Genomic DNA, 14,141 nt, shown 5'->3' with positions numbered 1-14,141 from the left:
CAGGAAGAAACAAAAGGGTTTTATGTAAGCAGAGAAACGGCAAATGGCTTCCTGTGCCTGCCCAGAAACATCACCCAGCGTCTCGCGGAGGCGCACTACAAATTTGATGAGTCGGACGCATGGCTGGATCTCTGGTGCCACACGGTATACCAGGAGCCCGGCAATGCGTTTTCTCATATGGCGCCAGCGGTTCAGTTCGGAAAGCTGGGCGCCGTTCTTACCCTTGAGGCCCTGGGCCAGCGTTGGGGCTGGGAGAAGACAAAGGTTTGGCGCTTTTTCAGAAAACACGCGGATGCCTTCCCGCTGTATAAGCTGCCGGGTTCCTTTGGCTGCCTGGTCTTCAACGCCGCCTACCCAACAGGGTCCGCCGTCACGCTGCCGGAGCAGGCAGAGGTCGAACGCATTTTGAAAGAAATACGCATACTGGGTGAAAAAACGTATGGAAAAGGCGTTCCCGGCCATAAGCGGCTCGGCAGGCTGGTGGCTTGGTGCAGCCGGTATATCATAACACAGCGCAAAAGCACGGAAGAGGCAGTCCAAAACCGTGTTGCACCCTGGGACCATAATAATACGCGCACGTATTTTTCTCTGTGTAGGAATTGTAACCACTTGCATAAGGACTGCCAGGTAGGTTATATAGGGGCGTGCGCGAAAAAATTTTTTCCGGGTTCTGCGTCCAGAGCCGGACCCGGCCAGAATTTTGGAGGACTCGAATATGGAACATACCAAGGAATTCCCTTGTGGTAAGCCCCCGGAGCACGGGCCGTCTCCGAAGGCGGAGGAAATGCTGTCTCTCCTGGAGCGCAGGGGCATTGTGGAAAACCCGGAGATTCCAGACGAAAAGCGCCGCCGGATGGAGCAGGCTCTGCGGAAGAACATGTACCACAACACCCAGCTCATGCTCAAGAGCTACCGGGATATCGTCTGGGCGCTGGAATGCTTCCCGGAACGGGTGGCGGAGGAGCTGAACACGCCGCTGGAGGATCTGGACCGGCTGCTGGGCGTGGTGGATCTCTGGCTGGCCCTGGAGGATGCGAAGCTGGAGCACAAGATGCTGAGCATCAAAAAGTCCCGGCTTCTGCTGGACCGGGTAAACGACGCCCTAACGGTCCTGCGGCAGAAGCCGGGGAACGGGGAGCAGATGTACAGTGTGATTTATCAGACCTTCATCACGCCGGACAAGCTCACCCACGCAAATATCCTGTACCGCCTGAACCTCTCGGACCGGCACTATTACCGGCTCCGCCAGCAGGCTGTCAACATCCTGTCCATCCGCCTCTGGACCGCCCCAGCGGGCTGCCTGGACGCCTGGCTGGAGGTCCTGACGCTGCTGGAGGGCACCTGAACAAAGCAGCAGGCGCGGAACCAGAAACAGTTCCGCGCCTGCATTTACCCCAATACCACATCCATCTCCAAATCCTGCGCACCGGGAAAATTCTTCTTCACCTGCGCCCGGATTTTGTCCCTGGATACCGCCGGGTCCAGGCTGTAGGCCGACGCAGCATGGTCATAGCCCCACAAAGCCTCCGGGGTGGAGTAGACGGCGATGGCCCAGCCGTAGGGCACGCCCTTCTTGTTGAGCCTCCGGCGGAAATCCCGGGTGATCAGATAGCTCTGCATCTGAAGATCCGTTACCACGCCGTCAAAATTTTTCTCCCCTCCCTTGCCAAATCCCGCCTGCTGCTTGAGCTGGAAGGAGAACAGCTCCGGGCTTTCCGCAAACTGGTCCATAATCTTCTTGGCTCTGATATTGGCCAGCCCCTCATCCCACCGGCTGTCAAAATCATACCCGTCCCGGCGGCAGTTGGCAAAGAGAGGGAACCAGGCTTTGGAGACAAACCCCGCCTTCCGGCTGAAGAACTTGCCATAGGCCGCCCGGCCACTGCGGGCCATCAGCTCCCGCCACTCCCAGGGGTCCCGGGCCGGATCGCCGGTCCACCAGGAGAGACTGGAGGTATGTTCCTCCACGGAGAAGCCAGCGATTTCATTTTTGAACAGCGGGAGGAAGCCGATTTCGTCAATCCAGTCCAGCAAGTCCTCCCAGGAACGGATACGGGTCGGGTCATCCCAGTCCAGACCCCGCATGATCCATTCGCCGTGCTCGTTTGCCATAGGCGTCACCTCAGTGTTTCAGACTGGTTATCACTTTACTGGATTCCATGCCGTATGTCAACAAACAGGATATTTCAGCAGTCCATTGACGCAAGGTAATAATTCTGCTATAATTCAGTAAGAATAAATATATCGAGGTGATGATTCTATGATGATCAAATCTGCCACAGCGCTCCGCAACGACTACGATAAAATGGTGCAGCTATCCAAAGAGCGACAGGAGCCGATCTATCTGACCCGCAATGGAGAGGGGGAAATGGTTTTTCTGCCCCTGGAGCTTTGGGAGAAGCGGGAGGCGGAGCTGAACCTTTTGACGGAGCTTCTTCACAGGGAACGCAGCCGTCTCGCAGGGGCCCAGACCTTTACGATGGAGGATATGCGGCAGACCGCCGGGGAGCTGCTGAATGAAAATTGAGTGGCTTTATGAGGCACAGTGCGAATTTCGGGATTTTCTGACCTATTACCAGACCCAAGTGGGCGGGAAATACGCCAGAAAATTTGCGGATCAGATTTTAGACGCAGTTGGAAAGTTGGAGTCCTTCCCGGAGCTGGGCGTCCTTAGAAAAGATACCTTGATGGGGAAGTATGGGTTTCGGGCGTTGTTTATCAACCAGTACGTCTGTGTTTACAAGATTGAAGATGGCCTTGTTTTGATCTATCACCTGGCAGATGCCAGAAAAAACTATATGTACCATATATTCGGCATGGAATGAATGACGGTATGGCAGGTTTTATGGCAGAGAAATGGCAGGAAAATTGGCAAGGTCGGCGCCGATGACATGGCGATGAAAAAGTGGTATATTGGTATCGTCCAAAAGTGGGCGAGGGCAAAAAGGCCGTTTCCGAACGATTGACAAACATCGTATCGGGGACGGCTTTTTTGCCGCCATTTTTCAGAAAGGAGGAGGGAACCCATATGGCACAGAAGAAAGCGAAGACGCTGCGAATGGGCCTGCGGAAAGCGATGCTGGCCTGCGGCACGGCGGCGCTCTGCATCCAGTCCGCCCTGGCAGCAGGAACCGGAAACAACGGTGCGGACACGATCTGGACCCGGTTTTCCACCATCATGGCAGACGTCTACGGCCAGCTGGTGGGCATCAGCACCATCGTCGGCGTCACCGCCGCGTCCGTGGCGCTGCTGGTCCGGATGATCTCCCGTAACGAGCGGGCGGTTTCGGAGGCCACCAGCTGGCTTAAGCGCATCATCGTCACCTGGATCGTGCTGAACACGCTGGGCTTCGCGGCAGCCTATTTGCAGCCGTTGATTCAGGGCGGCAACTACACGCCTTAAACGGCGGAGGAGGCAAGGACACATGAAGAAACTTTTTTCTCTGGCGGTGTCGGCGCTGCTGTCTTTGGCGCTGGCGCTTTCCGCTTCGGCGGTTTCTCCGGAAAGTGCCGAGGCCGGCAGCATTCTCCCCGTGGATGTCATTGTGGATCAGGAGGCACAGGAGATCCATAAGGTCTATGACCTTTCCCCCAGCGTTGATCCTTCCGCCATTCCCCGGGAGGACTTCGAGCGGGATGGGCTTCGCTATGCGTGTTCGGACATCCTGCGGGAGGTAGTCATGGGAGATGAAACCCAGGCCCTGACCCAGACAGAGACGGTGGAGAGCAAGAACAAGGAGCTGGAAACCATTCTGGCGCTGCTCCCCCAGGAAAAGGACGTGGCCACAGAGGACGGCTTTTCCGGCACATTGTACCTGAACCTGAACTCCCTGCGGACGGAGGTTTCCGGATATGGCAGCTGCCAGAAGCCCGGCGAGGTCACAGAGGAACAGATTGCCCAGAGCTTTGACGGAAGGGTCTGTTGTCCCATCTGCGGCCGGTTCTCCGCTTACAGGAGGGCGCCGCAGGAGGAGGAACGGACATGACACGGAAGGAGATTCTGGAGATCGGGAATATCACCCGTGGGCGAATCCGCCGTCACGCCGTATTCACCGACTTCCTTGAGATGTCTGCCTGCATGATCAGCAGCAGCTTTGATCCGGTCCATGTCCAGCAGCGGCAGGCAAGTTTGAAGACACTGCTCCAGAAGTACCATCCGAAGGAGAAAGCGGAGTTGTCCCAGGCGTTTCTGAATCTGATCGAGCAAATTTGTGAGAATGTGGATCGCGGCTGCTTTGAGGATCTCCTGGGGCCTGCCTTCATGGAATTGTGCCCAGGCGGGAAGGGGCAGGACTTTACTCCGCCTTCGCTGTCCATGCTGCTGAACGAGCTTACGGTACCGGACGGCCAGGTGCTTCCGGAATGCGGATACTTCACCATGAACGAACCCACCTGCGGCGCTGGCTGCATCAGTCTGGCCTTCGCCGGACGGATACAGGAGCTTGGATGGAATCCGGCCCAAAACCTGGTGGTTCGGGCGGAGGATGTGGATATCCGCTGTGTATGGATGTCCTACATTCAGTTATCCCTCTATGGAATCCCGGCAGTGATCATCCATGGCGATGTGCTGGCCCTGAAGGAATACGACCGCTGGTACACACCGGCCTATCTTCTGGGCAGATGGGTTTGGCGGGCGCCGATGTCCTTCGCGCCGGGAAGAAACCGGGACGACGAACTTTTGAAAATGGCGTCCGAGCCGACCTACAGAGCCATTCGTATGCTGCAAGGAGGGCTGCTTGATGGCTAAGTATATCTCCCCGGAACGCATGACCATTCAGCAGATTCAGGCCGAGCTGGAGCGGGAGTACCAGCGGCGGAACGACATTGCCGCCAATGGCTGTCAGGACCCCTTGTGGCCGGATGGGGTCAATATGAATCTGGTCCGGAACCACATCATTTACTGGTACCGGATTTTGGAGGAACGGTGCAGCGAGGACGCGCAGGTTTCCCTGTTTGATTCCGCGGTTTTGCCCCCGGAGCGACGTCCTGTCCCGCCGGAGGTGCCTCAAGGCTATATGGTGGCGGGCTGTACTTATTCCGACCGCCTGAAGGACCGGCCTGGCCTGCGCCTCGTCTGGGGCAAGCGTGGAGAATATCATATCTGATGGAAAAGGAAAATGATTATAAAAGAGCTTTATACGCCTTATATGAACCCATGCAGGCAGGTAACGGCAAAAACAAGCCTGCATACCTTGGCAGACCGCCTGCCGGACGACGCCCGGGTCCTTATGCTTCTGGGCCTGGACGGGGACTGCGATTTCTCCCGTAAGCGCACCCGGTATCTCCCGCACCTGTGCGGCAAGGAGGAGCTTCTGACCCTCATCGACAGCGATCCCGGCCCGGAGCTGCGGCCGGTGCATGGCCTGCCGGACTATCTGGTGCTGTGCCGCCGCCACGCGGTCTGGGTGCCGGATCTGATGCGGAGCGAAACGGAAGCGGGCTGAGATGGGACAGAAATTTTATATGGAGGTCCGCGGCAGCATGACCCGGTTCGAGCCGCTGACGGAAGCTGCCCTGAACAGCTTGGAAACAGACCTGACCTTCACAGAGCTGGTGCAGATGCTGGATGCCTGCGACCTCTCCATCGACCATGTTGTACATGACCCGGGACGAAAATTTGCTAGCACATTCTATGCCGATTACGAAAAGGGGCTTTATCTTACCCTCTACCCAGGCCGGAAGTACCTCAAGGACCATCTGAGCTGTACTCATTTGGAAACCTGGCAGCAGAAGGCCGCAGCAGCATTGGAGCGGAAAACGTGGCCGGAATACTATCGCCTTTATGTGCCGGTTCCAATGCTGATTTATGATTTCCAGCAGCGGTATCAGGACATTTCGCCTGCGGAGGTCTTTTCCGTCTGGCACAGTATCTATAAGCGGATTGGCTATTCCAACGGGATGTGGAATCCGGACATTCTGGAGTATGTCTTCTCCCAGGCGTCCCCGCCCTCTTTGCCCCCAGCGGACGCAGACGGCAGAGTGACGCTGTACCGCGGCATGGGAGCGTTGTCCCAGCCGCCGGAAAAGGCAATTTCCTGGTCAACCCATCCTGGGAACGCGCTTTGGGTTGCGACTCACTTCGGACAGGGAACCCATATCGTGGTAGCCAAGGTGCGCCCGGAGGACATCGTGGCCTATGACGAGGGCTACCGCGTGGAAAACGAAGTGATCCTGCGGCCAGGGACAGAGAAGGAATGGTTCTATGAGGACATGATCCCTGCTGTCAAAGAGACAGTTCCCCTGCTGCTTGCCCCGACGCTCCTGGACTTCACCCGGTACGGCTGTCTGGCGTTTGGCCTTGGATATCCCGAGGAAAACGACTTCCAGATCCACGGAGTCCGTCATGTCCTTCGGGTCCTGCTGCTGTCGCTGCTCTACATCCATCACTCCGGCGATCTGCTCACGGAGGCAGACCGGCAGATTCTCATTTATTTCAGCCTGCTCCATGATATCGGCCGCGTTTCGGACGGCAGAGAACCCACCCACGGCGCGCAGTCCGTGGAACTGATTCACAAAAAGGGTATCCGGTTGAGAGGTATCCGGCTCAGCCGAAAAGACTATCGCATTGCGGAGCTGCTGATCCGCTGCCACTGCCTGGACGATCAGGAGGGCATCACGGAAATTCATGCCACGCTCGGACTGTCTCTGCGGGACAAGAAGCGGGCCTGCAAGCTCTATGAAATCTGCAAGGACATGGACGGCTTGGACCGCATTCGCTTCAACGGCTGGATTACCGGCTTCTGCGGACGAAGTATGCCCGCCGCCTGCCGTTGATTGCGGGCTGTCTGCTCCATGAGTCGCTTCAGGATATCCTGAAGATACGCTGACAGGAATCGGACAAAAGGCTTGCAAAATCCCCGCTCTCCGGTTATAATGCCAGTATACAGTATCAGACGATTGCACCGGCAATCACCGTGACCGTGTTACAAAGCGCTCAGAGGCAGTTTCTGCCTTTGAGCGCTTTTTATATATACTGGCCCTTTCCCAAGAGGGCAAAACGATGGGGAACGCCGCAAGGCGCTCCTCTTTTCATTTGGAGGTGAGAGATTTTTCAGTCAAATCCCCACAAAAAAGCAGATTGGAGGCAGCAAATGAACCCTGTAACGCGAATGAGGGAACTGATTCCCAAGCTCCGGGAGGCGGATACCGCTTATTTCAAGCTGGACGCGCCGATTATGACCGATCTGGAGTATGACCGGCTCTACGATGAGCTGAAGCGACTGGAACAGGAAAGCGGCATTATCCTGGCGGCCTCGCCTACCCGGCGGGCGCCCGGCGAGGTGCTGGAGGGCCTGACGGCGGTGACGCACACAAAGCCCATGCTCTCCGCGGACAAGACCAAGTCCATCCGGGAGATCCACAAGTTTCTCGGCGGCCAGCGGGCTGTGCTGAGCTGGAAGCTGGACGGCCTCACGCTGGTCCTGCGCTATGACGGCGGAAGGCTGGTCAAGGCCATTACCCGGGGCGACGGGCTCAAGGGCGAAGATGTGACCCACAATGTCCGGGTCACGGGAAACGTGCCCCTGGCCATCCCCTGCACGGAACCCCTGGAGGTCCGGGGCGAGTGCGTGATCAGCTGGCAGAATTTCAAGGAGCTGAACGAGCTGGAGCCTTCCGCCCATCCCCGGAACCTGGCGGCAGGCAGCGTTCGCAAGCTGGACGCGGAGGAGAGCCGGAAGCGCCGGTTGGAGTTTCTGGCCTTCGACCTGATCAGCGAGAACCTGGGCGGCAGCACCAAGTGGGAAAACCTGCGGTTCCTGTCCCAAATGGGCTTCGCCACCGTAGGCTATTCCATCCTGGCCGAACACGCTCCACCGGATGCCGTGAAACAGGCCGCCGCCCTTTACAGACCGGAGGAGTATCCCTTCCCGGTGGACGGCCTGATCTTCGAGTTTGATGATCTGGCCTATGGGCGGTCCCTGGGCGCTACCGGACACCATGAGAACCGGCTGATGGCGCTGAAATGGCAGGATACCCTCTATGAGACGGTATTCCGTTCCCTGGAGGTGGCCACCACCCGGACCGGCATGGTCAGTCTCACCGCTGTGTTTGACGATGTGGAGATTGACGGCGCCACGGTCAATCACGCCTATCTCCACAACTATGACATCTTCATGGACCTGGCTCTGGGGCCCGGGGACAAGATTTCCGTGTATAAGGCGAATATGATTATCCCGCAGATTGCGGAAAACCACACCAAAAGCGCGGCCTCCTGTGTCCCGGCCGCCTGCCCTTGCTGCGGTGAAGCGCTGATGATCCGCAGAAGCTCCGGCGGAACCCGGCAGCTCTACTGCGAGAACCCGGACTGTTCCGCCCGGCTGGTGCGGAAGTTCGTCCACTTTTGCAGCAAGACCCGGATGGAGATGGAAGGTCTTGCGGAACAGACCCTGGAAACCTTCGTGCAGCGGGGCTGGGTAAAAAACTTCGGCGACCTGTATGAGCTGGAACGGCACCGGGCCGACATTGTGGCCACGCCCGGGTTTGGCGCAAAATCCTTTGACCGGCTCCAGGCGGCCATTGACAAGCGGCGCAGGTGTACCCTCAACCAGTTCATCGCAGCCCTGGGCATCCCCATGGTGGGCCGTCACGCGGGCCGGGAGCTGAACCGACACTTCCACGGCTCCTGGGAAGCCTTTGAGCAGGCTGTTCAGAACGGCTTTGATTTTACGGCCCTGACGGACTTCGGGCAGATCATGCACGACAACATCTACGCATGGTATGCGGACGAGCGGGAAGCCAGCCTGTGGCGTCCTGCCCTGAAGCACATCACATTTGAAACGGAGGAAACGACTATGAACACCGCTGAGAATCCCTTTGCCGGGAAGATCGTTGTGGCCACCGGCAAGCTGGAGAACTATACCCGGGACGGCATCCAGATGAAGCTGCTGAGCCTGGGGGCCAAGCCCACCGGGGCCGTCAGCAAGAAGACGGACTACCTGATTGTGGGTGAGAATGCCGGGAGCAAGCTGGCGAAGGCCCAGAGCCTGGGCGTCAGGACGCTCACGGAGCAGGATTTCGAGCAGATGCTGGCGGACGCCGGCGTCTGAGCGGACAAATTCGGGGGAGGCATCCGAAGGGGCGCCTCCCCCTTGATGTAAGAAAGGGGAACGACCTATGCCAAATCAGCCGAACCAGCCGCCCTGGGAGGCAATGCCTCTGCAGGATAAGGACTGGGTTGATTTTCACTGCCGGCTCTGCGGCCAGTGCTGCCGTGATATTGAAGACTCTGTGATGGTGGAGAGCCTGGACGCCTGCCGGATCGCAAAGTACCTGCGGGACCATGAAGATCCCGAGATGGATGTGAGCACCTTTTGCCTGAAATATACTCATACGGTTTTGCTCACAGAGGGCTTCCCCGCTATGATGCTGAACACGGATGGCCCGGACCGGAGCTGCGTGTTTCTGAAAGAGAACCGCTGCACGATCTACCCCGCACGGCCCCGCGTTTACAGGCACTATCCGTTCTCGGTGGGGCCGGGCAGCCGGGGCCGGGACTTCGTTTGGTTTTTGTGCAAGGATAAGCCCTTCCACCTCGCCGGCGGGAGGGTTCAGGTGAAGGACTGGATCAACCGGAGCTTCCCCAGCGAGGAGCGGGAATTTCTCAAGCGGCAATTCGATTTTTATGGCAAACTTGGAAAAATTCTGCAAGGTATGGATGAAAAAACGCGGGAACAGCTTCTCCAGCAGATCGTGTTCCTCTGCTACATCAACTACGAGCTGGATGAACCGTTTCTGCCGCAGTATGGCCGAAATATGGATGCCCTGCTGAAGGCGCTGAGGCAGTAATCCCATGATGATGCCAAAGTCCTTACCCAGCTTACCAGCGGCGAATTTTCTGTGGATGATGTAAAAAAGGAGCATTGGACGCTTCCTGCCGGCGCCTTTGGAGGCGCGGAGGGAGGCCCCTGCTGACAGGCAGAGTCAGAAAAGAAACAGAGAGGAGCTGAACATATCGTATGGAGAAACCGACGATTCCTGATAATCAGGACCAGATCATCCGCAAGGACGCCCGAGGCTGCTTTGTGGAGGTGAAAAACGACTGCTTCCACCTGGATAAGGTCCATTTGCAGTTTGTGACCTACGATCAGAAGCGCCCGCCCGGACAGCGGTTCACCAACAATGTCCATATTTACATCAGCATTCCGGAATTCCTGGTGCTGGCGAAGGAAGCGGAAACCGGCGCCCTCCATGTCCGGATGCAGCAGATGAAGCGGGAGGGAAAGACTGAGCCGCTGTTTGAGCATCTTGGCGGCACTTCCGGGGCCCAGCTGAGGAAGTATGGCAAGGAGCGGAAGGACGGCATGAGCCTTTCCCGCATTGTGAAGCTGGTGGGCGGAAACAAAACCGATTACCTGTTTGTGGCCGACAGCGGGCCGGGGGAGCAGTCCGGGAAGGGCCTGATCGTGCCCCGGTTTGGAAAGGCGCCGGAACAGCATGTGGCGGTCAGCCTTAACTGGCGGGCCGTCAATGAGCTGCTGCTGACCACCGCGGTCCATTACCAGGCGTGGCTCGGCGCAAAATATCTGGCCGACTGGCCGCAGTTCCACGCCCCACGGCTGGCCGGAAAACCCTGGCCTGGAAGAGAATTCAAGGAGACAGCTCCGCCCCCGACGGAACCGCCTCCCATGATGGAAGCCCCGCCCGCCATCCCGGAGCCCCAGACCCCGTCAATGGGCTTTGGCAGCGTTTATGGCAGTATCCGCGCCGATGACAAGCGGATTGTGTAGCGCTAAAATAATGACGTCCTCCCTTCAGCAGACACGGCAGCTTCGGGTTCCAGTGCCGCAAGGCTTATAGATTTGAGCCCCACTACCCGTATCAGCTCAGAAATTCCCACCACCGTTTCGTTTCCGGCTTTGCCGAAAACTGCACTGTGGTGGGAATTTCTTCGCTTTCCGCCGGGACTCGCTTCGCTGGACTCCCGGCGGAGGGGACGGGGGTGCGGGATTGGTGTCTGCATCTTTTTTGTCTTTCTATGGCAGAGCTGCGAAAAATTGAACTACAGAATTGGCTGTAATTACATACATATTGTAAGTGATAGCAGTAGTTTAAAAGAGAGTTATCCCTTTTTTGATACCTGCATCTGAATAAAACTCGAAACGATACAATTGCCTCTGGGGTGCCAGTATCTACTTAAAACTACAAGCACAGTATTTCAAAATAGTTCCTCTTAAAATTGATCTTCCCCTCCGCGCGCAATTTTCCCAATTCTGCGGACATGGCGCTGCGCTCTACGCCGAGGTAATCCGCCAGCGCCTGACGGTCAAACGGAATCGTAAACCGGCGGCTCCCCTGGGCCTTTGCCTGGGCCACGAGGTAGGCCATCAGCTTTTCCTTCGTTGTGCGGATGGATAAATACTCGATTTTTTCCTTCAGGAGCAAATTCTTTCCCGCAATGAGGCGCAGAATGTTTTGAATGATCCGGGGATCATCTCCCAACGTATCCAGCATCTTCTGGACGGAGATCAACAGAATCTCGCTCCTGCTCTCCGCGATCACGCTGGCAGGGAAGCAATCTACTCCGGCGAAGGCACATGCCTCCCCAAACGGCTGGGGCGCGTCGATCCGCGCGATCACGCTGCGGTTTCCCCAGCAATCCTCCTGAACGATATGAACGCCGCCGGAGAGGACGATTCCAACGGTGTCCGCCCTTCCGCCCTCCCAGAATATCGTCGTATTCTTTTCATACACTCCGACCGCCGCCTCCAGGCGGTCTAACAGTTCGGGCAGCTCCTGCTCCGGGATGCCGGAAAAGAGCGGGCATCCATTCAGTTTGTCGAATAAAATCTTCATCACCCTCCGTTTGTTGGATTTCCAACATACATTTTTCCTCAAGTATAGTATGCTAAAGTTGAAATATCAAGTCCAAATATCCAGATTATCCATAATTTGGATGCCATGGATTTCCGGCGGCAGGGGTTTGTCGGCGGCAAAGGAGGGGCTCATGGCAGCGCTGCATCAGATAGAGAACATATTCCAAATCGTGGTGCAGTACGGAGTGCTGCTTCTGGAGTGCGCCGGCGTGGCGGTACTTTTGGTGACTGCGGTCAAGAGCATCATCGGCTGTATCAATCGGACACCCCATGTCCGGCTGTATTTAGCCCAGGGGATTTCCCTGGCGCTGGAATTCAAGCTGGGCGGCGAGGTGCTGCGGACGGTGATCGTCCGGGAACTCAGCGAGCTGCTGGTGCTGGGACTGGTTATCCTGCTCCGGGGAGCGCTGACTCTGATCATCCACTGGGAGATCAAAGTGGAGGAGGCCCGCATCGGTGAGTCTGCCCAGGAGGCTGAAGAGAAGGAGGAGGCCGCCTCTATCAAATAGGACCGCACTCTCAGCTCACCATCCATTCACGCCCCTTGCGCTTTTTTTGAACGTTTACTTCCTTATAAACCGAAGGAGGGATTGCCTTGAAACACTGGAGGACCTATTTGAAATACACCGTCACTCTGGCCCTCACCTGCGTGGTGGTCGGCGGCGCCCTGGGGGCGGTCAACCACATCACGGAACCAATCATCAGCGCCCGGAAGCTGGCTGCGGCAGATTCCTCCCGATTACTGCTGTTCCCAGACGCGGACAAATTCGAGCCCATGGAGTTGGTGGAGGGCAGTGGCATGGACAACGCCTACACGGCCCTCAAGGGCGGAGAGGTCATCGGTCACGTGGGCCAGGCCACTGTCAGCGGCTCCCAGGGCATGGTGGACGTGATCTCCGGCATTGACCTGGAGGGGAAGGTCGTGGGCGTCATCGTCGGCTCCTCCGCCTTCTCGGAGACCAACGGCATCGGCTCCAAGGCGAAAGAACCGGATTTCACCAACCAGTTCATCGGGTTGGAGCTCCCCGCCAAGCCGGGACAGAATGTGGACGCCATTACGGGAGCTACCATCACCTCCACAGCGGTCATCAACGCCACGAACCTGATCGGTACATATTTGCAGGACCCCTCCGCCGCCCCATCGGGTGCGGTCACGATTTCCGCTGCGCCGCCCAGAGCCGCCCAGATTGTGAAGACCGGCACCGCCGTCAAGGTGACTGCCGCCGCAGAATGGGCAGGACAATACCCGGACATCTACGCCTCTTATCTCGCCAACTCTGAAAACCGGGAGGTCCATGACTATGTGGCGGATTACCCCATGCTGTCCAAGGTCTATGAGGGTATGGCCTTCAACAAATACTATTCCAGTGCCAGAGGGCATGTCTACACCATTGAGGACGTGACCTCCACCGGACGCCCCCACGCCCTGGCCAACTGCTTCAGCTGCAAGACCCCGGACTTTACCGCCAAGGTCAACGAACTGGGAGATGCCGCCTACCGAATCCCCTTTGAGGATATGCAGGCCCAGGTCAGCGAACCCATCAGCTGCTACAACTGCCATGCCAACACCCCCGGCGAGCTGGTGGTGACCCATACCTACGTCTCCGATGCCATGGGCCGGGACCTGATGAAGGTAGACGCGGAAAATCTCTCCTGCGCACAATGCCATGTGGAATATTATTTCAATCCCGCCACCAAGGCTACGTCCCTGCCCTATACCAGCCTGGAGACCATGACGCCCGACGCGATCCTGGCTTACTACAACAACACCTCTGTGGAGGGCCAGCCCTTCTCGGACTACACAAATCCCCGCACCGGCGTGCGCCAGATCAAGGTCCAGCACCCGGAATTCGAGACCTTCATGGGCCCCGGCAGCCAGCACGCGGGCGACTACACCTGCGCCAACTGCCACATGGGCCAGGCGGTGAATGCCCAGGGGGAGACCTATATCAGCCACACCTGGACCTCTCCCCTGGACAATCAGGCCCTGATTGACAGCACCTGCTCCGCCTGCCATGCCGATTTGCGCAAGGAGACGGAGGAGCTCCAGGAGGCCATGGAGCGTCGAACCTACGCCGTGGGCTACGAGCTGGAGCGCCTGACGGACACCCTGGCGGAGGCCGTGGAAAGCGGTGCGTACACGGAGGACCAGCTGAATGAGATCCGGGAGCTGGCGCGAAACGCCCAGTTCTACTGGGACTTCGTGTTCGTGGAAAACAGCGAGGGCGCTCACAACTCCCAGCTGGACAACGAGTGCCTGGACAAGGCCGAGGAGTATTTCAACCGGGCCATGGCCCTGCTGCATTGACTGAACGCCATAGAATTGGG

General features: G+C 57.6%; 16 protein-coding genes and 1 pseudogene. 15 read left to right on the top strand and 2 right to left on the bottom strand.

The features are described 5' to 3' along the window. Positions 1-747: pseudogene (locus QZ329_RS05340) on the top strand (hypothetical protein); the annotation flags it as partial. Then, positions 716-1,345 (top strand): hypothetical protein, encoded by a 630-nt coding sequence (locus tag QZ329_RS05335; RefSeq protein WP_295749236.1) that lies wholly within the window; start codon positions 716-718, stop codon positions 1,343-1,345. The pseudogene QZ329_RS05340 and the gene QZ329_RS05335, both read left to right, overlap by 32 nt. 44 nt (positions 1,346-1,389) lie before the next feature. On the opposite strand, the gene QZ329_RS05330 is transcribed toward QZ329_RS05335, so the two are convergent. Next, a complete protein-coding gene (locus QZ329_RS05330; RefSeq protein WP_295749233.1) occupies positions 1,390-2,112 on the bottom strand; it encodes a hypothetical protein in 723 nt (240 codons plus the stop codon). Positions 2,113-2,260: 148 nt separating this feature from the next. Here QZ329_RS05330 and QZ329_RS05325 point away from each other — a divergent pair, with 148 nt between their 5' ends. The 11 genes from QZ329_RS05325 to QZ329_RS05275 all read left to right on the top strand — a co-directional run bounded on the left by QZ329_RS05325 (position 2,261) and on the right by QZ329_RS05275 (position 10,727). Then, complete coding sequence (locus tag QZ329_RS05325) at positions 2,261-2,527, top strand: type II toxin-antitoxin system Phd/YefM family antitoxin (protein ID WP_295749230.1); 267 nt, start codon at positions 2,261-2,263, stop codon at positions 2,525-2,527. Further along, positions 2,517-2,825, top strand: coding sequence for a type II toxin-antitoxin system RelE/ParE family toxin (locus QZ329_RS05320; RefSeq protein WP_295749227.1), 309 nt, complete (start codon positions 2,517-2,519; stop codon positions 2,823-2,825). The genes QZ329_RS05325 and QZ329_RS05320 overlap by 11 nt, the downstream gene beginning before the upstream one ends. A gap of 203 nt (positions 2,826-3,028) precedes the next feature. After that, positions 3,029-3,403, top strand: a complete 375-nt coding sequence (locus QZ329_RS05315) for a hypothetical protein (protein WP_295749224.1) — start codon at positions 3,029-3,031, stop codon at positions 3,401-3,403. Between the two features lie 22 nt (positions 3,404-3,425). Then, positions 3,426-3,986 (top strand): hypothetical protein, encoded by a 561-nt coding sequence (locus tag QZ329_RS05310; RefSeq protein ID WP_295749220.1) that lies wholly within the window; start codon positions 3,426-3,428, stop codon positions 3,984-3,986. Next, a complete protein-coding gene (locus tag QZ329_RS05305; RefSeq protein WP_295749217.1) occupies positions 3,983-4,747 on the top strand; it encodes a hypothetical protein in 765 nt (254 codons plus the stop codon). The genes QZ329_RS05310 and QZ329_RS05305 overlap by 4 nt, the downstream gene beginning before the upstream one ends. Next, positions 4,740-5,105, top strand: coding sequence for a hypothetical protein (locus tag QZ329_RS05300; RefSeq protein WP_295749214.1), 366 nt, complete (start codon positions 4,740-4,742; stop codon positions 5,103-5,105). The genes QZ329_RS05305 and QZ329_RS05300 overlap by 8 nt, the downstream gene beginning before the upstream one ends. A gap of 12 nt (positions 5,106-5,117) precedes the next feature. After that, positions 5,118-5,444 (top strand): hypothetical protein, encoded by a 327-nt coding sequence (locus QZ329_RS05295; RefSeq protein ID WP_295749211.1) that lies wholly within the window; start codon positions 5,118-5,120, stop codon positions 5,442-5,444. A 1-nt stretch (position 5,445) separates the two neighbouring features. Continuing rightward, positions 5,446-6,774, top strand: a complete 1,329-nt coding sequence (locus tag QZ329_RS05290; RefSeq protein WP_295749208.1) for an HD domain-containing protein — start codon at positions 5,446-5,448, stop codon at positions 6,772-6,774. A gap of 317 nt (positions 6,775-7,091) precedes the next feature. Further along, positions 7,092-9,047, top strand: coding sequence for an NAD-dependent DNA ligase LigA (ligA, locus tag QZ329_RS05285; RefSeq protein WP_295749206.1), 1,956 nt, complete (start codon positions 7,092-7,094; stop codon positions 9,045-9,047). 67 nt (positions 9,048-9,114) lie between these two features. Continuing rightward, positions 9,115-9,786 carry a YkgJ family cysteine cluster protein gene (locus QZ329_RS05280; protein ID WP_295749203.1) on the top strand — a complete coding sequence of 224 codons (672 nt, stop codon included), beginning with the start codon at positions 9,115-9,117 and terminating at the stop codon, positions 9,784-9,786. Between the two features lie 170 nt (positions 9,787-9,956). Continuing rightward, entirely contained in the window at positions 9,957-10,727 is a 771-nt protein-coding gene (locus QZ329_RS05275; RefSeq protein ID WP_295749201.1) for a hypothetical protein, read from the top strand. Positions 10,728-11,139: 412 nt separating this feature from the next. Here QZ329_RS05275 and QZ329_RS05270 read toward each other — a convergent pair whose 3' ends face one another. Then, positions 11,140-11,793, bottom strand: coding sequence for a Crp/Fnr family transcriptional regulator (locus QZ329_RS05270; RefSeq protein WP_295749238.1), 654 nt, complete (start codon positions 11,791-11,793; stop codon positions 11,140-11,142). A gap of 151 nt (positions 11,794-11,944) precedes the next feature. On the opposite strand from QZ329_RS05270, the gene QZ329_RS05265 reads away from it, so the two are divergent. Together QZ329_RS05265 and QZ329_RS05260 are read left to right on the top strand one after the other, a co-directional pair. Beyond that, on the top strand, positions 11,945-12,322 hold the full coding sequence (locus QZ329_RS05265) for a DUF1622 domain-containing protein (RefSeq protein WP_295749198.1): 378 nt from the start codon (positions 11,945-11,947) through the stop codon (positions 12,320-12,322). Positions 12,323-12,408: 86 nt separating this feature from the next. Next, complete coding sequence (locus QZ329_RS05260) at positions 12,409-14,121, top strand: ammonia-forming cytochrome c nitrite reductase subunit c552 (RefSeq protein WP_295749178.1); 1,713 nt, start codon at positions 12,409-12,411, stop codon at positions 14,119-14,121. Positions 14,122-14,141: the final 20 nt, after the last annotated feature.

Source organism: uncultured Oscillibacter sp. (assembly GCF_910579365.1).
GTDB lineage: Bacteria > Bacillota > Clostridia > Oscillospirales > Oscillospiraceae > Oscillibacter.
Note: the sequence above shows the minus strand (reverse complement) of the source record. Positions and strands in the feature narration are given on the sequence as shown.